A 17371-nucleotide genomic window follows, 5' to 3' on the forward strand; every position below is an offset into this window, starting at 1 on the left:
CATGTCCCGCAAAGTAGTCGTCACCGGCCTGGGTGCCATCACGCCCATCGGTGGGAACGTCCAGGAGACCTGGAAGAACGCCCTCCAGGGCGTCTCGGGCGTTCACGCCCTCGAAGAGGACTGGGTCGAAGAGTACGACCTCCCCGTCCGCATCGGCGCGCAGTGCCCCAAGCCCGCGGAGGACGTCGTGTCCCGCGTGCAGGCCAAGCGTCTGGACCCTTCCGGCCAGCTGTCGGTGGCCGCGGCCCGCGAGGCCTGGACCGACGCCGGGTTCTCCGGCAAGGACGCGGACTCCAGCGACGACGTCGACCCGTTGCGTCTCGGCGTTGCCTTCGGCACGGGCATCGGTGGTGTATGGACCCTCCTGGACGGGTGGGACACCATGCGCACCAAGGGGCACCGCCGTGTCAAGCCCATGACGGTTCCCATGCTCATGCCCAACGGCAACGCCTCCTCCGTGAGCATGGAGTTCAAGGCCCGTGCCTGCGCCATCACACCCGTGTCAGCCTGTGCCTCCGGGACCGAGGCCTTCTTCCAGGGTCTGCAGCTGATCCGCTCCGGCAAGGCGGACGTGATGATCGTGGGGGGCGCCGAGAGCGCCATCCACCCCATGAACATGGCCGCCTTCAACTCCATGCAGGCGCTGTCCCGCCGAAACGACGAGCCCGAGCGGGCCTCCCGCCCCTTCGACATGGACCGTGACGGATTCGTCATGGGCGAGGGCGCTGGTGCGGTGATCCTCGAGTCCGAGGAGCACGCCAAGGCGCGTGGCGCCCGGATCTACGCCGAGCTGGCCGGTGCCGGGCTCAGCTCGGACGCGTTCCACATCACTGCTCCGGCCACCGGTGAGGCTGGCGGCCCCGCCCGTGCCCTGCGGGAGGCCATGGAATCCGGGGACTTCACCCCCGCGGACGTCAAGCACGTCAACGCCCACGCCACGTCCACCCCCGTGGGCGACGTGCCCGAGGCGAGTGCCCTGCGTGTGGCGTTCGGGGACGCCGTGGACCAGATGGCCGTGTCCGCCACCAAGTCGATGACCGGCCACCTGCTCGGCGGATCGGGCGCCGTGGAGGGTGTCCTGGCCGTCCTCGCCCTGACCGAGCGGCTGGCGCCCTGCACCATCAACCTGGAGAACCAGGATCCGCGCATCGACCTGGACGTGGTCACCACGGCGCGGGAGCTGCCAACCGGTGACATGGTCGCCATCTCCAACTCTTTCGGGTTCGGCGGTCACAACTCCGTCGCCGCGTTCCGATCCGTGTGACGGCGCCCCGGGCGCCCTTTCGGGGTCAGGAAGCGCGCCCATGACAGAGCTCCGGTGCTCCCCGCTGCGGGGAACACCGGGGCTCTGTTGTTGTCAGGCCTGCGCCGCGCGGTCGGGCGGGGGCTGGGCGCCCCGGTTCGCGGTGAGGAACAAAGGAACTGCGGCGCCCCACACCGGTCCTTCCGGAGGGATCAGAACCCCCAGGTCATGGATTGCACCACCTCACCAGAGACGGCCCCCGCCACTGCGCCGTGGTGGGGGGCAGCGCGCGCTGCGGACGGAGGTGCGGCTGCGCTGCCCGGGAGGCGTGTGTGCAGGTGGTCGGGCGTGCCCTCGATCAGCCCACGCGGTGGAGCCAGCGCACGGGGGCGCCCTCGGCCGCGTGGCGGAACGGTTCGAGCTCTTCGTCCCAGGCCTCACCCAGCGCAAGCGAGAGCTCCTCCACCACGGCGGCGGGGTCTCCCCCGGCCGCCTCGAAGGCGTAGCGGATCCGGTCCTCACTCACGCAGATGTTCCCGGCGACGTCCGTGGTGGCGTGGAAGATGCCCAGGTCCGGGGTGAAGGACCACCGGGACCCGTCACTGCCCTGGCTGGCGTTCTCGGTCACCTCGAAGCGCACCCGGCCCAGGGTGCGAAGGGCGGACGCGAGAAGCGCACCGGTGCCCGCACGGCCGGACCACTCGAGTTCGGTGCGGACGCAACCCGGCTCGGCGTTCTGCGGGGTCCACTCGAGATCCGTCCGCCGATGCGACACGGATTCCAGTGCCCACTGGATGTGGGGGCAGAGCGCCTGGGGCGCGGAGTGCACGTAGAGCACTCCGCGCGTGGTGGGTGAAGACATAGCCTGTTCCTCCGTCGTGTAGGTACGTCTTCCCCAACGTCCTGCTCGGAGGTTCAGCGCTGCCAGCCCGGCGCCGTGATGCAGTTGAAACGAGCGAGGTGACGTCCGCCACGGATTCGAGGCCGGGGCGAACTTCCGCACTCTGGTTCATTGTCCAGCAGGGCCCACCCACGGTCAACCTGGTGGGCACTGCGAGCTCGAATGTCAAGCTCGGGGGTGAGCCTGTGAATACGCCTTTCGGAGCCGATCGACGGACACATGGGTGTAGATCTGCGTGGTGGCCACGGTGGCGTGGCCCAGGAGCTCCTGCACGCTGCGCAGGTCCGCTCCCCCGTCCAGCAGGTGGGTGGCCGCGCTGTGCCGCAGGCTGTGGGGGCCGCGGGCGCCGGTGTCCGGAACGGTGTCGAGCGCCCTCGCGACGACCCCCCGGGCTACGCGCGGATCGATGCGCGCCCCTCGAGCCCCGAGGAACAGGGCATCAGCGGCGCGCGGCCCTGCCAGGGCCGGCCTCCGGTGCTCCCAGAGAGCGAGTGCTTCCCCCGCCCTCTGTCCGTAGGGCACTCGCCGTTGTCTGTTCCCCTTGCCCGTCACGGTGAGCACGTGCTGCGTGCGGTCGAGGTGGGCACGGTCCGCCCCCACCAGCTCGCCGATGCGCGCACCCGTGGCGTAGAGCAGCTCCAGCAGGGCCCAGTCCCGCGCGGCCAGCGCGGCAGCCCTTTCGTCCTCGTGCTCCCCCAGCGCCGTGTCCGCGAGAGTCTCCAGCATGGTGGACAGTGCGGTGGCTCCGACGACCTCCGGCAGGTGGCGGGCGGGGCGGGGGCCTTTGAGCCCGGCGGCCGGATCGTGACGCAGGCCCTGGGTGTCCACGGCCCAGCGGAAGAACGTGTGCACAGCGGCGATGCCCCGGGTGATCGAGCTGCGAGCCAGTCCCCGCTGGTGCCGGTCGGCGAGCCAGCCGCGCAGGGCGTCCCTGTCCAGCAGGTCGATGTCGTCGATGCCCGTCCCATGCATCCAGCGCGACAGGTCCGCGATGTCGGTGGTGTAGGCCCGAACCGTGTTGTCGCTGCGCGAGCGCTCGAGTCCGAGATGGGCACGGAATCCTGGCAGGTAGTGATCGAGCGGCCCGGGTTCCGTGCTCGTCGCCGGGGACGTCCGCTCGGCGGCGTCGACGGACCGGGACGCGCGCGTCTGGGGAGCGGATCTCCCGTTCGTGGCTGCTCGTCCCACCGCGACGGTGCGCTCGACCGCCGAGGGACGTCCGCCAGCGGGTGTGCGTCCGCCCGGGGCGGGAGGTCCGCCAGCGGGTGTGCGCCCGTCCGTGAGGGTGCGTCCGTCAGCGGGGGTCTCGTCCTGGCCGGCCATGCTGGGAGCCTACCCGTCGCCACCCCAGGAGCGAGTCCGTGGCCAGGCCGCGCTCCCGGAGAGTGGCCAGACCGGCGAGGACGTCCCCCGGCGCCAGCCCCGAGACGCGGCAGAGCGACGAGGGATCCGCATCGCGGTGCAGGGGCAGGGCGTCGAAGAGGCGCAGCAGCTGGGGGTCCAGGTCGTCCTCGGGACGACGGTCCAGACCGCTCGCGCCTGGGTGGGTCTCGTCGGGCGGGGTGCCCAGCGGTGCCACGAGCTCGAGAACCTCGCTCCCGTTGCTGACGAGCACCGCGTGGTCCTCCCGCACGAGGCGGTGGCACCCCGCCGAGCTGCCCACGAGCACGTCACCGGGCACGGCCGCCACCTCCCGGGAGAGCCCCGCGGCGTGCCGCGCCGTGTTCAGGGATCCCGAGCGCCATGCGGCCTCCGTGACCACAGTGGCGCACGTGAGGGCCGCGATGATCCGGTTGCGCTGAAGAAACCTGTACCGGGTGGGAGCGCACCCGAAAGGCACCTCGCTCAGCAGCAGGCCGCGCTGGCAGATCCGCCCGAGCAGCTCGGCGTTACCCGCGGGGTAGAACCGGTCCACGCCGCAGGCCAGGACCGCCACGGTGGCCCCGGGCCCCGCAGCCGTCTGCAATGCCGTGGTGTGCGCCTCGGCGTCGATCCCGAAGGCGCCCCCGGACACCACGCACCGGTCGGCCGCCACCAGCTCCTGGGCGATGCCCCTCGTCACGGCGGCACCGTACGCGCTGGCGTTGCGGGACCCCACCACGGCCACGCTGCCCCGGAGACGTCCCAGAAGCGCCCGGTCTCCGCGTCCCCACAGCACGATCGGCTGCTGCAGCCCCAGATCAGCGAGCTGTCCGGGCCAGTCCGGGTCCTCCGGAATCACCGTCCAGGCACCGACGCGCAGGGCGTGGCGCTGCTCCACGTCCGTCGCGGGGACCGGCAACCTGGACCGCCAGGCCTCGAAGCGGGCGGTCAGGTCGGGAGTCCGGGAACCCGGAAGCCACTCCTGCGTCGCCTTGTGCAGCACGGAGCGCAGGGCGCGAGTGGGTTCCTGCAGCTCGGTGATGCTCCGCCACAGCACCTGGGGCCCGAGCGCGCGCAGCAGAAGCAGTCCGGCCGTGTCGCTCGGTTCGATGATGCGGGCCAGACGAGTGCGGCACGCCCTCACGTCCTCCGTGGAATCGGCCGGGTGCTGGAAATCTGCAGCGTTCTGGCTGAACTGGTCGCCGGTCATGTCGTCACCGTGGTCTTGAAGTAGAGGGCCAGTTGAACGTGCTCGCGGGTGGGCACCACCGCGCCGTCGAGGTCCGCGAGGGTCCACGCCACGCGCAGGACCTTCACGAATCCCCGTGCCGTGAGTGCCCTGCGCTCCATGGCGGCCCTCAATGGTTCCACCGCGTCCGCACCCGGGGAAAGTCTGCGGCGCAGCAGCGCCCCGGGGACGCTGGCATTCAGTCGGCAGCCCAGAGAACGCAGCCGTTCCTGCTGGGCGCCCCGGGCCTGCGCGACCCGCTGCGCCACGGTCGCGCTGCTCTCGGGAGCATCCCCCGACACCGCGCTGAGCTCGTGGTAGGTCACCGCGGGCACTCGCAGCTGCACGTCCACCCTGTCCAGCAGCGGACCCGAGAGTTTCCCGAAGTAGCGGCGGCGCTGCACGGAGCTGCACGTGCACGCCTGTCCGGTGCCGCCCGCGTGCCCGCAGGCGCAGGGGTTGGCGGCCAGCACGAGCTGGAACGCGGCGGGATACTGCGCCACGGACTGGGCCCTCGCGATCGTGACCGTGCCGGACTCGAGGGGTTGTCGCAGAGCGTCCAGCACCCTGCGGTCGAACTCGGGCGCCTCGTCCAGGAAGAGCACGCCACGATGGGCCAGGGAGATGGCACCGGGCCGAGGCATGCCGCTGCCTCCCCCGCACATGGCGGGCATGGTGGTCCCGTGGTGCGGGGCCTGAAAAGGTGGCCGCCTGATCAGGGCCGAGCACCCGGAATCTCCACGGAGGGAGTGGACCGAGGTGACCTCGAGCGAGTCCTCGTCCTCAAGGTCCGGGAGGATCCCCGGCAGGCGCTCCGCGAGCAGGGTCTTGCCCGCACCCGGTGGGCCGACCATGAGCAGGTGATGGCCACCGGCGGCCGCGATCTCCAGGGCCTTACGCCCCTCGATCTGACCCACCACGTCAGTCAGATCCCGCGGATCCTGGTCCTGGGGCACCGCCCGCGACTGTGGGGTGGGCGAGGGCCCCGTCGCGGCGGGCTCCGCCCGGGCCGCCAGCGCGGGATCTGCCCCGAGCTGGACCAGCAGACGGGCCAAATGCCCAGCTGAGCTCACGGTTGCGCCCGTGACGAGTTCGGCCTCCGCCCGGTTGGCATCCGCCACCACGACGTGAGGGCAGCCCTCCCTCACGGCCGCCAGGACCGCCGGAAGCACTCCCCGGACGGGGCGCAGGGAGCCGTCCAGCCCCAGCTCCGCAAAGAAGACGGTGTCCGGGGGGACACGCACCACGCCCTGGGCGCTGAGGACCGCCATCACGACGGCGACGTCGAAGTGCGAACCGCGCTTGGGAAGTGTGGCCGGTGAGAGGTTGACCGTGATCTTGCGAGGGGACAGCGGGGCACCTGCATGACGTGCCGCGGAACGGATGCGTTCCTTGGACTCGTTGACCGCCTGGTCCGGCAGCCCGATGATCGTGAACCCCGGCAGCGACTGTCCGATGTCCGCCTCCACGTCCACCACGTGCCCCTCCAGGCCGATCAGGGCGACACTGCGACTGCGGGCGAACCCCTTCACCGGGCACCTGCCAGAGCGGCGCGGGGAGGTTGGGCGATAACTGATGTCATGGCACCCACCGTGCCTCCCCCGCCACTGAGGCCACCACGATTCTCGTGGAGTGTGCAGGGCGCTCACCGCGCCCCAGGCGCGTCGAAGGCGTCAGAGAGTGCGGTGGCTTCTCAGGCCCGTCGATGGCCCGGGACGCGAGAGCGGTTCGGAGCTGATCGCTGGGTCCGCCGAGAGACCGCGCGTCGTCGACCAGCGCATCGTGGGATCCTCGGGACGGGCCTCTGGTGGCGGCAGCTCCCCCGGTTCTGACGCCGCGGGGGACGACGTCGGGGATGACACGGGCGCCGTGGGTCCGAGCGCCGACCCAGGATGTGCTGTCGGCGCCCCGGAGGCGGAAACTGGGGATGGGGATGACCCGGGCAGGCCGGGAGCGGGCGACGGCGCCGCAGGTGGCTTGGGCGCCGTAGGAGGCGGGGCCGGGAGCGCTGGAGGTGAGCCGGGCACGGTGTGGCCCCGCGTGGGGGCCGGGCGCGCCCCCGGCACGTCGGGAGCAAAGGTTTCGACGGGGGACGGCCCCGGCGCCGTGGGAGCCGGCGTCGCCGTCGGAGGGGCACTCGGCACCGGGGGATGCGGCATGGCGGGAGCAGGGGCCGGAAGGGCCGGAGCGACACTCGCAGGAACCGTTCCGCTGGGCGCGGAAATGCTCGGGTCGGGCACTCCGGGGGACGGGCCCCCAGCGCCAGGTTCTCCTCCGCCGGGATCTCCGGGGCCTGGTTCCACGGGCCCTGGTTCCACGGGCCCTGGATCCACGGGCCCGGGGTCGGTGGGTCCGGGGTCCACCGGCCCAGGGTCCACCGGGCCCGGGTCGACGGGCCCGGGATCGACGGGCCCCGGGTCCACCGGACCCGGATCACCCGGGCCGGGATCCCCGGGGCCGGGCACGATCGGGTCCGGCTCCGCGGGTCCGGGAAGGGCAGGGTCCACCGGCGCGCCCGGCGCGGGGGTACCGGACGGAGCAGGCTCCTCCGGCAGCGGATCAGGCAGGTCCCCGCCGGGCCCCCTCGACCCGTCCCCGGGGTCCTCCTGGTACTCGTCGTCCTCCAGCGGGATGGTGGGATCCCACGACTCCGTGCCCGTGTCCCCGTGGCGCCCCGTGTCGGGCTGCAGCCGTACCGGTGCGGCTTCACGGTCACCGATCACGGGAACGAGTTCGAGGCTCGCGAAGCGATCCGGGATCCCGTCGATGTCCCCCACCAGCACGTTGCGTCCCTTCTGCCCGGCGGGGACGGGGCCTGTGGCGGCGTCCGCCGCGTCGGCGATCCTGCGCTTCACCTTGCACGCCTTCTCCCGGGAGAGGGTTGAACCGTCCGGCGCCCGGTAGGTGCCCTCGAAGGACCGGGGCCGCCACTTCTCGACCGCCCGTGACACGTGCTCGAGCTGGTAGGTGGCGCCGTCGCGCGCCGTGAGGATGAGGCGGCTCACGGAGACCGGTGAGTGGCCCCGGGCGTTGTCGATCTCCACCGTGGCGTAGGTGGCCCGTTCGACCCCCGCCTCCCGCCGCAGCCGTTCAAGCTCGTCACTGGACGGGACCGCCGCGGGGACCGCGATCCTCACTGTGGCGCCGTTGGGCAGCGAGGCGCGGAAGGTGCCGGGGTGCAGGTCGCCGTCCGCCGAGACCACGGATGAGCTGACGGTGGGATGTCCGCTCGGATCGTTGCCCGTCTGGGAGCACGCGACGACGCCCAGTGCCACGGCGGCCGCCACAGCGGTGGCAGACAACGCATGCGGCAACCACGCAGCGGTTCTCATGCCATTCCCCCGTCCACGGACTCCCGGTTCCTGCCCCGTCATACCGTGACACGCCGCACAGGAGATCTCCTAATGCACGGTGCATCCCCGTGAATGTGTCCACCCCCGAGCAGCATCCGCGGGCCGGATGACGTGCCACGTCGCGGTGGGCGGCCCTGCCCCGAGCAGCCGGGCGGCCCGGCCAGGGGGGCCGCCGGGGTGGCCCCGAGGTCAGAGCCAGCCGATGGAACCCACGTGCTCCACACGTGGAGAGGACCCTCTGGGCCAGTGCACGGCAACCACGTCCACGGACGGGACCCCGGCCTGACCGTTCTCACGGGCCCAGGCACGGGCGAGGACGTGGAGGCGCCGGAGCTTCTCTGCACCCACAGCCTCACACGGGTGGCCGAAGTCCCCTCCGGTGCGTGTCTTGACCTCGAAGACCGTGACGGCGCCGTGGCGTTCCGCCACGATGTCCAGCTCGCCCCGAGGGCGTCCCGGGGCCGGCGCCGGTCTCCAGTTACGGTCCCTCACGGTCCATCCGGAGCGCTCCAGCAGGCCGGCGATCAGGTCTTCGCCGGCTCGCCCGGTGCTCATGTGGGGAGCCCCGGGTGGGTTCGGGCTCGACTGGTGCTCGGGGCGGTGGGCTGCGGGCGCGGTCATGACCCCACTGTGGGGCCGATCAAGGCGCAGCGGCGCCCCGGGCCCGCTGGTGTGGAGGGCGGATGGCGGCCGGCGCGAGGAGCTCGCCGAGCCGCAGGGCACACCCGCGCTCGCCCGGGCCGACCGGCCGTCCGGTCTCCCCGACACTCCCTGTCGCGGAGCCGCGTGCACCCAGGCCGCAACCACAGCCCGACCGCTGAAGCCGCCGTGCGAACGCCGACCGCCGAGCCCACCGCGCGAACGCCGACCGGGGCTCCGCAGAGCCCTTTGCGCGAACTACCGCCCGCCCAGGTTCCAGCTCAGCCGGTGGTGGTCGGTGGTGCCCCGTTCCGCGAGCGCCGCACGGTGAGCCGCGCTGCCGTACCCCTTGTTGGAAGCCCAGCCGTAGTCCGGGTGCTCCCGGTGCAGCTGCCCCATGAGGGCGTCGCGCTCGACCTTCGCCAGGATCGACGCGGCGGCCACGCTCACGCACTGCGCGTCCGCCTTCACCAGCGTGTGCACCACGGCAGGCAGCTCGACCGGGTCCTCGGCCTGGCCCAGCACCGCCGGAGCGTCCAGCCAGTTGTACGAGCCGTCCAGGATCAGTGCGTCAACGGGCACGCCCGCAGCACGCACCGCCCCGAGGGCGCGCAGGCCGGCGAGCCGCAGCGCGGCGTTGATCCCCAGCTCGTCGATCTCTCGCGGCTGAGCGTGGCCGACCGCCGTGGCCGCGGCCCACGCGCCGATCGTGGGTGCCAGTGCGGCGCGGCGGGCGGGGCTGAGGGCCTTGGAGTCCCGTACGCCCTCCCAGGGGTGCGGCGCGCGCGGTCCCGGACCGTCCGGCGTCGACGGCGCCTGCCCGCCCTGGGAGGCACCCGCCGCCGGCTTGTCTGCGAGCAGGGCTGGGACGTCCAGCACGACGACGCCCACGCTCGCGGGACCTGCCAGCGCACCGCGGCCCACCTCGTCCATCCCCGCCACAAAGCGTGCCCCGCGCTGAGCGAGCAACACCTCCACGTCGAGGGTGGTGGCCGGGGCGGAGCGCGCGGGGCTCACTGCCCGCCGGCCGCGGGGACGTCCTGGAAGGTCTGCTCGGGGTTGTGCAGGAACTGGAACCGGTCCAGCGGCCAGGCGATCACGAAGGCCGTGCCCACGATGTCGTCCTCGCTCACGAACTGGGTACCGGTCTCGATGTGGAAGCGGGAGTCCGCCGAGGCGTTGCGGTGGTCGCCCATCACGAAGACCTTGCCCTCGGGAACGGTGACGTCGAAGGCGAAGTCGGAGGGCGCGGCTCCGGGGTAGATGTAGGGCTCGTCGAGCGGCTGGCCGTTCACAGACACCTTCCCGGAGGCGTCGCAGCACGTCACGTGGTCGCCGCCCACACCGATCACGCGTTTGACCAGGGCCTGCTGGCTGCTGTCCGGCAGCAGACCGACGAACTCGAGGCCCTCGCGGACGGGCCCGGTGCGGGTCTCCGGAGCTTCGGGCAGCCAGCCCTGGGTGTCGTCGAAGACCACGATGTCCCCGCGGTCGATGTGACCGGTCTTGGCACCGATGACGTTGACGAAGATGCGGTCGTCCAGCTCGAGGGTCTGCTCCATGGAGCCCGAGGGGATGTAGTAGCCGCGCACCAGGAAGGTCTTGACCACGAAGGCGATGACCACGGCGAGCGCCATGACGATCAGGACCTCCCGGACCGCATTCCATCCCGGTGACCTCTTGGCGGCGCTGCCGCCGCTGCCGCGCCGCGTGGGCTGGGCGGCGTCGTCCTGGGGGTGGGCGCCGTTGGCGCCGGCGTCGTGCTGCTCAGCCACTGCACTGTCCTTCTCTGCGTTCTGACGGTTCCGGGTGGGAGGTGCCGGGAGGCGCTGCCGCGCTCACCGGCACGTGCGGATGCGGTTCACCCCTCGAGAGAGCGGGCCCGGTCCAGCGGCCACACCACTCTCTCGGCCGTGCCCACGATGCGCTCCGTGCGGATCAGGCCACCGCCGGGGGCGCCCAGCAACGAACGGGAGTCCACCGACACGCTGCGGTGGTCGCCCATGAGCCACACCCGTCCCGGGGGGACCCGCACCGTGAACGGGATGTCCGACGGTGCATCACCAGGGTAGACGTAGTCCTCGTGCTGGGGCTGACCGTTGACCGTGATCAGGCCCTCGGCGGTGCAGCACGAGACGGTGTCCCCGGCCACCGCGGTCACCCGCTTGACGTAGATGGTGTCCGAGCCGGTGAGGCCGAGCCACTGTCCCACGGTGTCCGCGGCCTGCTCGTACCAGGGGTCGGAGGAGTGCAGCGGGTCCAGGGTGCCTCGGCCGTCGAAGACCACGAGATCACCCCGCTGGATGTCGTCCTCGGACACGAGCTTGTTCACGAGGACCCGGTCTCCGCCCTCGAGCGTGGGCTCCATGGAGTCCGAGCCCACCCAGTACACGTCCAGCACGAACCCGCGCACGAGCACCGTGACCACGAGCGCGGTCGCGAGGGCGGCGGCGATCACGCGCAACCACCAGCGCCGGGTGGAAACGGGCCGTCTCACGGCAGAGGACCCGGCAGGTGCCGGGTCCTCTGCGTGTTCCGTGTGCTCAGGCACCCGGTGAGTCCTACTTGCTCGAGGCGCTCGACTCGCGCTTCTCGCGGATGCGAGCAGCCTTGCCGTGACGGTCGCGCATGTAGTACAGCTTGGCGCGACGGACGTCGCCGCGGCTCACGAGCTCGATCTTGTCGATGATCGGGGAGTGCACCGGGAAGGTGCGCTCCACGCCCACACCGAAGCTGACCTTGCGGACCGTGAAGGTCTCGCGCACGCCGGAGCCCTGACGGCCCATGACGAAGCCCTTGAACACCTGGACACGGGAGCGGTTGCCCTCCACGATGTTCACGTGCACGTTCAGGGTGTCGCCGGGACGGAAGTCGGGGACGTCGTCGCGCAGGGACTTGGCATCAAGCTGGTCAAGAATGTTCATGATGTGACTCCTCGTGATCGCCGCAGGTCTCTCACGTGTGGTTCGCGCGCCACCCCGCGGGGTGCACGTGCTCCAGGTTCCGGGACAGGACGTGAAGTGGCCGTCCCGGGCGGTGCGTCGTTGGTCGCTCTCCCCCCTGCGGCAGGGGCGTGCCCGACGCACACACAGCCGCCCATTATGCCATATCGGACGGGTCCTCCGGTGCGCCCTGCGGTGTGGTGCGATCAGAGCGCCGCCACTGCCCGCCGGCCACGGTGAACCCCTCCTCGGCCAGCACCGCGAGGTCCGCGCGATCCATGGTGGCGGGGTCCAGGGCCAGGACCATGTCGGGGCGGCGGCGTGCGGTGCGCACCAGCTGCTGGTCGCGCCGCCAGCGCGCGATCCACCCGTGGTGCCCGGACAGCAGCGTGTCCGGAACGGTACGCTCGCGCCACTGCGCGGGCTTGGTGTACACCGGGTACTCCAGCAGCCCGCCCGTGTGCGACTCCTCCGCCAGGGACTCGGGGTTGCCGATCACCCCCGGGATCAGCCGGGTCACGGCCTCGACCATCGCGAGCACGGCCACCTCTCCCCCGTTGAGCACGTAGTCGCCCAGGCTCAGGGGGCGCACCCGCACCTCGTCCCGCGCCCAGTCGATGAAACGCTCGTCGATCCCCTCGTAGCGCCCGCACGCGAAGACCAGGTGCTCCTCCTCGGCCAGCTCGTACGCCACCTCCTGGGTGAACACCTCCCCCGCCGGGGACGGCACGACCAGCACGGGGCGCGACGACGCCGCACGGCCGGCCCCCGCGCCGGCGCGCACCACGGTCTCGAGGGCCTGCGCCCACGGCTCGGGCTTCATGACCATCCCGGCGCCGCCCCCGTAGGGGGTGTCGTCCACGGTGCGGTGCCGGTCTGTGGCGAACTGGCGGGGGTCGGTGACCTGCAGGCTGAGCAGACCGTCGGTCACGGCCTTGCCGATCAGGGAGAGCTTCAAGGGCTCCAGGTACTCAGGAAAGATGCTCAGGACGTCGATGCGCACGGCTCAGTCGTCCTCGCCGAGCTCGAGCAGACCGGGGGGCGGGGTCACGAGGACCAGCCCGCGGTCCAGGTCCACCTCCGGGACGATCTCCTCCACGAACGGGATGAGCACGGCACGCCCGCCCTTCTCCGGGGTGATCTCCAGGAGGTCCTGCGCGCTGCCCTGGATCAGCGCCTTGACGGTGCCGATCCGCGCCTCGTCACGGGTGAGGTCCACGGCCACGAGACCCAGGAGGTCGTCCTGGTGCCACTCGTCGTCCTCCAGCGGGAGGTCCGCGACCTCCGCGTGGAGCTCCAGACCCCGGGCGGCCTCGGCGGCGTTGCGGTCACGGATCTCCTCGAACCGGGCCACGAGCACGTCCTTGTTCCAGCGGTGCCCGCCCACGGTCAGGCTCTCGACCCGCAGGGGCTCGGGGCGGTCGGCGCCCTGGCCCCGGCGGCCACCGCGCGCCTGCTGGACGCTCAGCACCGAGCCCGGCGCGAAGCGTGACTGCGGATCATCCGTGAACAGCTCCACGGTCACTTCCCCCCGCACACCGTGCGGCTTGCCGATCCGGGCGACCCGAACGCTCATGTCTTCTCCTCCAGGGACGTCCTGCTGGGTGCTGCGCGGTCCGTGTCCGGGGACCGCATCCGGTATGCACACGGCCCCCGTTCCCCTCGAGAGGGAACGGGGGCCGTGACGAGTGCTGCGTCCGCTCAGCGGCGGCGGTCGGTGTCGACCACGTCCACGCGCACGCTCTCGCCGGAAGCCAGTGCCGAGACGACGGTGCGCAGGGCCTTGGCCGTGCGTCCCGAGCGTCCGATCACGCGACCCAGATCATCCGGGTGCACGCGCACCTCGAGCGTCTCGCCGCGGCGGTTGTCGCGGGAACGCACCGAGACATCCTCGGGGTTGTCCACGATGCCACGGACCAGGTGCTCCAGGGCTTCCGCGAGCATGCTCACTCTGCCTTCTCGGCGTCGTCCTCTGCGGGAGCGGCGTCCTCGGCGGGTGCCTCCTCGGCCTTCTCAGCCTTGGGGGTGATGGCCTCGGGAATGATCACGGAGCCGTTGTCCGGGGCGACGAACGGGGTCTTGCCCTCGGGCTGCTTCAGCGTGCCCTCGGCACCCGGCAGGCCCTTGAACTTCTGCCAGTCGCCGGTGATCTTCATGAGAGCGAGCACGGCCTCGGAAGGCTGCGCGCCCACACCGAGCCAGTACTGCACGCGATCGGACACCAGGTTGATGTACGAGGGGTTCTCGGTCGGCTGGTACACGCCGACCTCCTCGATCACGCGACCGTCGCGCTTCTTGCGGGAATCGACGACGACCACGCGGTAGCGGGGATCGCGGATCTTGCCCATACGCTTGAGACGAATCTTGACTGCCACTTGTGTGGTTACTCCTGTTTCGAATGGAATCGGTCACCGCACACGCCAGCCCGTGGGGCGGGCAGCACGTGGGTTTCCTGTGGACACGAAGTCACGCACGGTGAGAGGGTCCGCACGGTTCGAGTACCCGTCCATTGTGCCACAGCTGTCAAACCGGCCGGCGCACGCGGTGACGGGACGCGAGCGGGGTGGCGGAGGGCTCAGCGATTCCTGCGCGAGCGGACGGAGGCCCACAGCGCGGCCTGCAGGGCGGCGTCGGACAGCATGAGCGCGGAGGCCGATCCCAGCACCTTGGCACTGCGTCCACCCCGCGCGGCCAGACCGGCCAGCCCCGCGCCGAGCACGGCTTCCGCGCCGCCCAGGGCGAGCAGCAGTCCTGGCCTGCGGACGTAGGCCCGCTGGAGGCGGGAGAGCACGTCCGAGCTGCTGGGCTCGACGCTCGCGGCGTCCAGCACGGACAGTGCCGCGGGGCGGGGCTCGTGGCGGGTGACCCCGTCGAGCTCCGAGACCTCCCGCTGGCCCTCCACGATCTTCGCGGCGACCACGGGCAGCCCGAGCAGCTGCAGCACGGACTCCAGCAGCAGGGCGGAGCTCGCCGTGCGGGCGTAGTTCTCCAGCCGTGCCGTCTGAGCGGGATCGAGGTCGCACAGGGACGCGATGCTCGCCGCGGCCGTGAGGTTGCCCTCGGGTGCCGACGCCGCGGCGTCGCCGTCCGTGCCACGGTCCACGGGGGGCCCGTCCGAACCGGCGGCGTCTCGCGCGCCCGCCAGCAGCCCCGCCACGGGGTCCTCGTGGACGGCGGGCCAGCGCAGCGTGGTGGACTCTTCGAGCTCGTCGAACTGGGTGCCCCAGTCCTCACGGGCATCGAGCGCGGCCACGGGTGGGTAGACGCGCAGCGCGCGTGCGCTGCCGTCCGAGTCCAGGCGCACGGCGATGCTGCGCGGGTCCCCCGCGGCGGCCAGCCCAGCAGGATCCACACCCTCCGGAAGCACGACCGCGGACCAGCCGTCCCGTGAGACGGCGGTGAAGCCGAGGCCGAGGGCGGACGCCACGAACGGGAGCTCGGGGGCGTCCGCGCGCACGAGCACCACGGTGCGCGGTGCGGGCCGCTCGCTCATGAGCGGGAACCCCCGTGCATCACGCGCTCCACCACGGTGCCGGCCTCGAGGGCCTCGATGGCCGCCCGCAGGTGCTCGGCCATGCCTGCCGGCATGACCGTCTCCAGGTCCTCGGGCGCCACCCAGCGGTAGGAGAGCAGCTCCTCCTCCTGCACGGTGATCGGGGTGTCGGACGGGATGGTGCCGCCGTCGTAGAGGAACGAGACCGAGTCCCCCCACATGCCCATGCCCACACCGTGGCTCACGGCGATGAGCCGACCCTCGGGCAGGTGCAGTCCGACCTCCTCGACCACCTCACGGAAGCACCCGGTGCGCGGGTCCTCCCCCGCCTCCACCGTGCCGCCGGGCAGGGTCCACCCGTCCTTGTAGTTGGGCTCCACCGCGAGCACGCGGCCGTGCTCGTCACGGATGACCGCGGCGGAGGCCAGCCGCCGGGTGGGCAGCGTGGCGATGAACTCGCGCAGCTCGTCGTCGGGGAGGTACGAACCCATGGATGCCTACTTTCCGAGGAACTTCTCGAAGCCCTTGGGCAGGTTGAGCGACTCGGCGTCCAGGTCCTTGCCCTGGGTGCCGAACGCGCTGCCCTTCGCGGCCGGCTTCTGCCCGGACGCGAGTGCCGCCTGCTCCTGGGCCCGCTTGGCGGGGTTGCCGGAGCGCGAACCCTTCTTCTTGGCCTTGCCCTTCTTGGCGGCGCCGCCGCGGCCCATGCCAGGGATCCCACCGGGCATGCCGGGGACGCCCTGCCCGGAGGCCAGGCGCTTCATCATCTTCTGGGCCTGGGCGAAGCGCTCCATGAGCTGGTTGACCTCGGAGACCGTGACGCCGGAGCCGCGGGCGATGCGGGCGCGGCGGGAGCCGTTGATGATCTTGGGGGCCACGCGCTCGTGCGGGGTCATGGAGCGCACGATGGCCTCCACACGGTCGATCTCGCGCTCGTCGAAGTTCTCCAGCTGCTCCCGCATGCCGGCGGCGCCCGGCATCATGGCGAGCATCTTCTTCATGGATCCCATCTTGCGCAGCTGCTGCATCTGCGCCAGGAAGTCCTCGAACGTGAAGTCCTCCTGGTCGGTGAACTTCTTGGCCATCCGCTCGGCCTCGGTCTTGTCCCACTGCCGCTCGGCCTGCTCGATGAGCGTGAGGACGTCACCCATGTCCAGGATGCGGGAGGCCATGCGGTCCGGGTGGAACTGCTCGAAGTCCCGCACGCCCTCGCCCGTGGAGGCGAACATGATGGGCTTGCCGGTCACCGCGCGCACGGACAGCGCCGCACCACCGCGGGCGTCACCGTCCAGCTTGGAGAGCACCACACCGGTGAAGTCCACGCCCTCGTCGAACGCCTTGGCGGTGTTGACGGCGTCCTGACCGATCATCGCGTCGATCACGAACAGGACCTCGTCCGGGTCCACGGCGTCGCGGATGTCCCGCGCCTGGTTCATCAGTGCCTGGTCGATGCCCAGGCGCCCGGCGGTGTCCACGATCACCACGTCGTAGAGCTTGGAGCGTGCGAAGTCCACACCGTCCCGGGCGACCTTCACGGGATCACCCGTGGGGTCGTCGAACTCCGAGGTGGCGCCGGGCTCCGGGGCGAACACGGCCACGCCCGCACGCTCACCCACGACCTTCAGCTGGGTCACGGCGTTGGGGCGCTGCAGGTCGGAGGCCACGAGCACGGGCTTGTGCCCCTGGTCCGTGAGCCACTTGCCCAGCTTGCCCGCCAGGGTGGTCTTGCCGGCGCCCTGCAGGCCCGCGAGCATGATCACGGTGGGGCCGGTCTTGGCCAGGTTGATGCGGCGGGTCTCGCCGCCGAGGACGTTCTGCAGCTCCTCGTTGACGATCTTCACGACCTGCTGGCCGGGGTTCAGCGCCTCGGAGACCTCCGCGCCGAGCGCGCGCTCCTTGATGACCGCGGTGAACTCCCGCACCACGGGCACGGCCACGTCCGCCTCGAGCAGGGCGCGGCGGATCTCCCGCACGGTGGCGTCGATGTCCGCCTCGGAGAGCCTGCCCTTGCCGCGCAGGTTCTTGAACGTTGCTGTGAGCCGGTCGGACAGTGAATTGAACACGGGGAGGTCGCTGCTTTCCTCGGACGACGGATGATTCGGTGTCCCAGGTTAGCAAGCGGGCGCGGGCCCGCGCGCACCGCACGGCGGCCCCCGGTGCGGGGGCCGCCGTGGGTTGCCCGGGCCGCGGCCGCGGCACGGGCGGAGCGG

17 protein-coding genes are annotated in these 17371 nt (G+C 71.8%); 1 reads left to right on the forward strand and 16 read right to left on the reverse strand.

The window, feature by feature from the left end; genetic code table 11:
- The first annotated feature begins 1 nt into the window (after window position 1).
- A complete protein-coding gene (locus HMPREF2833_RS11325) occupies window positions 2-1264 on the forward strand; it encodes a beta-ketoacyl-[acyl-carrier-protein] synthase family protein (protein ID WP_070638306.1) in 1263 nt (420 codons plus the stop codon).
- 337 nt (window positions 1265-1601) lie between these two features.
- Here the strand turns inward: HMPREF2833_RS11325 and HMPREF2833_RS11330 are convergent, their stop codons facing one another.
- The 16 genes from HMPREF2833_RS11330 to ffh all read right to left on the reverse strand — a co-directional run bounded on the left by HMPREF2833_RS11330 (window position 1602) and on the right by ffh (window position 17224).
- Window positions 1602-2105: a DUF3145 domain-containing protein gene (locus HMPREF2833_RS11330; protein WP_019308985.1), complete on the reverse strand. Its 504-nt coding sequence runs from the start codon at window positions 2103-2105 to the stop codon at window positions 1602-1604.
- Window positions 2106-2309: 204 nt separating this feature from the next.
- Complete coding sequence (locus HMPREF2833_RS11335) at window positions 2310-3467, reverse strand: tyrosine-type recombinase/integrase (protein ID WP_083311034.1); 1158 nt, start codon at window positions 3465-3467, stop codon at window positions 2310-2312.
- The gene (locus tag HMPREF2833_RS11340) at window positions 3439-4716 is read right to left on the reverse strand and encodes a DNA-processing protein DprA (protein WP_070638309.1); all 1278 of its coding nucleotides are present in this window, start codon (window positions 4714-4716) and stop codon (window positions 3439-3441) included. The genes HMPREF2833_RS11335 and HMPREF2833_RS11340 overlap by 29 nt, the downstream gene beginning before the upstream one ends.
- Window positions 4713-6266 (reverse strand): YifB family Mg chelatase-like AAA ATPase, encoded by a 1554-nt coding sequence (locus HMPREF2833_RS11345; RefSeq protein WP_070638312.1) that lies wholly within the window; start codon window positions 6264-6266, stop codon window positions 4713-4715. The genes HMPREF2833_RS11340 and HMPREF2833_RS11345 overlap by 4 nt, the downstream gene beginning before the upstream one ends.
- A 2010-nt stretch (window positions 6267-8276) precedes the next feature.
- The gene (locus HMPREF2833_RS11350; protein WP_371441079.1) at window positions 8277-8708 is read right to left on the reverse strand and encodes a YraN family protein; all 432 of its coding nucleotides are present in this window, start codon (window positions 8706-8708) and stop codon (window positions 8277-8279) included.
- Window positions 8709-8984: 276 nt separating this feature from the next.
- Window positions 8985-9743 carry a ribonuclease HII gene (locus tag HMPREF2833_RS11355; protein WP_070638319.1) on the reverse strand — a complete coding sequence of 253 codons (759 nt, stop codon included), beginning with the start codon at window positions 9741-9743 and terminating at the stop codon, window positions 8985-8987.
- Complete coding sequence (gene lepB / locus HMPREF2833_RS11360; RefSeq protein ID WP_070638322.1) at window positions 9740-10501, reverse strand: signal peptidase I; 762 nt, start codon at window positions 10499-10501, stop codon at window positions 9740-9742. Before lepB (HMPREF2833_RS11360) ends, HMPREF2833_RS11355 begins: the two co-directional genes overlap by 4 nt.
- An 86-nt stretch (window positions 10502-10587) precedes the next feature.
- Complete coding sequence (lepB, locus tag HMPREF2833_RS11365; RefSeq protein WP_180956157.1) at window positions 10588-11277, reverse strand: signal peptidase I; 690 nt, start codon at window positions 11275-11277, stop codon at window positions 10588-10590.
- 10 nt (window positions 11278-11287) lie between these two features.
- The gene (gene rplS, locus HMPREF2833_RS11370) at window positions 11288-11650 is read right to left on the reverse strand and encodes a 50S ribosomal protein L19 (protein ID WP_012398134.1); all 363 of its coding nucleotides are present in this window, start codon (window positions 11648-11650) and stop codon (window positions 11288-11290) included.
- A gap of 175 nt (window positions 11651-11825) precedes the next feature.
- Entirely contained in the window at window positions 11826-12671 is an 846-nt protein-coding gene (gene trmD, locus HMPREF2833_RS11375; RefSeq protein WP_070638329.1) for a tRNA (guanosine(37)-N1)-methyltransferase TrmD, read from the reverse strand.
- Window positions 12672-12674: 3 nt separating this feature from the next.
- Window positions 12675-13244, reverse strand: a complete 570-nt coding sequence (gene rimM, locus HMPREF2833_RS11380; RefSeq protein ID WP_070638334.1) for a ribosome maturation factor RimM — start codon at window positions 13242-13244, stop codon at window positions 12675-12677.
- A 125-nt stretch (window positions 13245-13369) separates the two neighbouring features.
- Window positions 13370-13612 carry an RNA-binding protein gene (locus tag HMPREF2833_RS11385; RefSeq protein WP_029603087.1) on the reverse strand — a complete coding sequence of 81 codons (243 nt, stop codon included), beginning with the start codon at window positions 13610-13612 and terminating at the stop codon, window positions 13370-13372.
- A 2-nt stretch (window positions 13613-13614) separates the two neighbouring features.
- Window positions 13615-14043, reverse strand: a complete 429-nt coding sequence (rpsP, locus tag HMPREF2833_RS11390) for a 30S ribosomal protein S16 (RefSeq protein WP_019308972.1) — start codon at window positions 14041-14043, stop codon at window positions 13615-13617.
- Window positions 14044-14243: 200 nt separating this feature from the next.
- Window positions 14244-15161, reverse strand: a complete 918-nt coding sequence (locus HMPREF2833_RS11395; protein WP_070638337.1) for a hypothetical protein — start codon at window positions 15159-15161, stop codon at window positions 14244-14246.
- Window positions 15158-15652, reverse strand: coding sequence for an NUDIX domain-containing protein (locus HMPREF2833_RS11400; protein WP_070638340.1), 495 nt, complete (start codon window positions 15650-15652; stop codon window positions 15158-15160). The genes HMPREF2833_RS11395 and HMPREF2833_RS11400 overlap by 4 nt, the downstream gene beginning before the upstream one ends.
- Window positions 15653-15658: 6 nt before the next feature.
- Window positions 15659-17224, reverse strand: coding sequence for a signal recognition particle protein (gene ffh / locus HMPREF2833_RS11405; protein ID WP_070638343.1), 1566 nt, complete (start codon window positions 17222-17224; stop codon window positions 15659-15661).
- Between the last annotated feature and the right edge of the window lie 147 nt (window positions 17225-17371).

The sequence above is a fragment of the Kocuria sp. HMSC066H03 genome (assembly GCF_001812045.1).
Lineage (GTDB): Bacteria > Actinomycetota > Actinomycetes > Actinomycetales > Micrococcaceae > Kocuria > Kocuria rhizophila.

What these genes read in the sequence shown, in the direction of transcription:
- HMPREF2833_RS11325 (WP_070638306.1), top strand. Translation starts at nt 2, where the DNA reads ATGTCCCGCAAAGTAGTCGTCACCGGCCTGGGTGCCATCACGCCCATC.
- HMPREF2833_RS11330 (WP_019308985.1), bottom strand. Translation starts at nt 2,105, where the DNA reads ATGTCTTCACCCACCACGCGCGGAGTGCTCTACGTGCACTCCGCGCCC.
- HMPREF2833_RS11335 (WP_083311034.1), bottom strand. Translation starts at nt 3,467, where the DNA reads ATGGCCGGCCAGGACGAGACCCCCGCTGACGGACGCACCCTCACGGAC.
- HMPREF2833_RS11340 (WP_070638309.1), bottom strand. Translation starts at nt 4,716, where the DNA reads ATGACCGGCGACCAGTTCAGCCAGAACGCTGCAGATTTCCAGCACCCG.
- HMPREF2833_RS11350 (WP_371441079.1), bottom strand. Translation starts at nt 8,708, where the DNA reads ATGACCGCGCCCGCAGCCCACCGCCCCGAGCACCAGTCGAGCCCGAAC.
- rplS (WP_012398134.1), bottom strand. Translation starts at nt 11,650, where the DNA reads ATGAACATTCTTGACCAGCTTGATGCCAAGTCCCTGCGCGACGACGTC.
- rimM (WP_070638334.1), bottom strand. Translation starts at nt 13,244, where the DNA reads ATGAGCGTTCGGGTCGCCCGGATCGGCAAGCCGCACGGTGTGCGGGGG.
- HMPREF2833_RS11385 (WP_029603087.1), bottom strand. Translation starts at nt 13,612, where the DNA reads ATGCTCGCGGAAGCCCTGGAGCACCTGGTCCGTGGCATCGTGGACAAC.
- HMPREF2833_RS11395 (WP_070638337.1), bottom strand. Translation starts at nt 15,161, where the DNA reads ATGAGCGAGCGGCCCGCACCGCGCACCGTGGTGCTCGTGCGCGCGGAC.
- HMPREF2833_RS11400 (WP_070638340.1), bottom strand. Translation starts at nt 15,652, where the DNA reads ATGGGTTCGTACCTCCCCGACGACGAGCTGCGCGAGTTCATCGCCACG.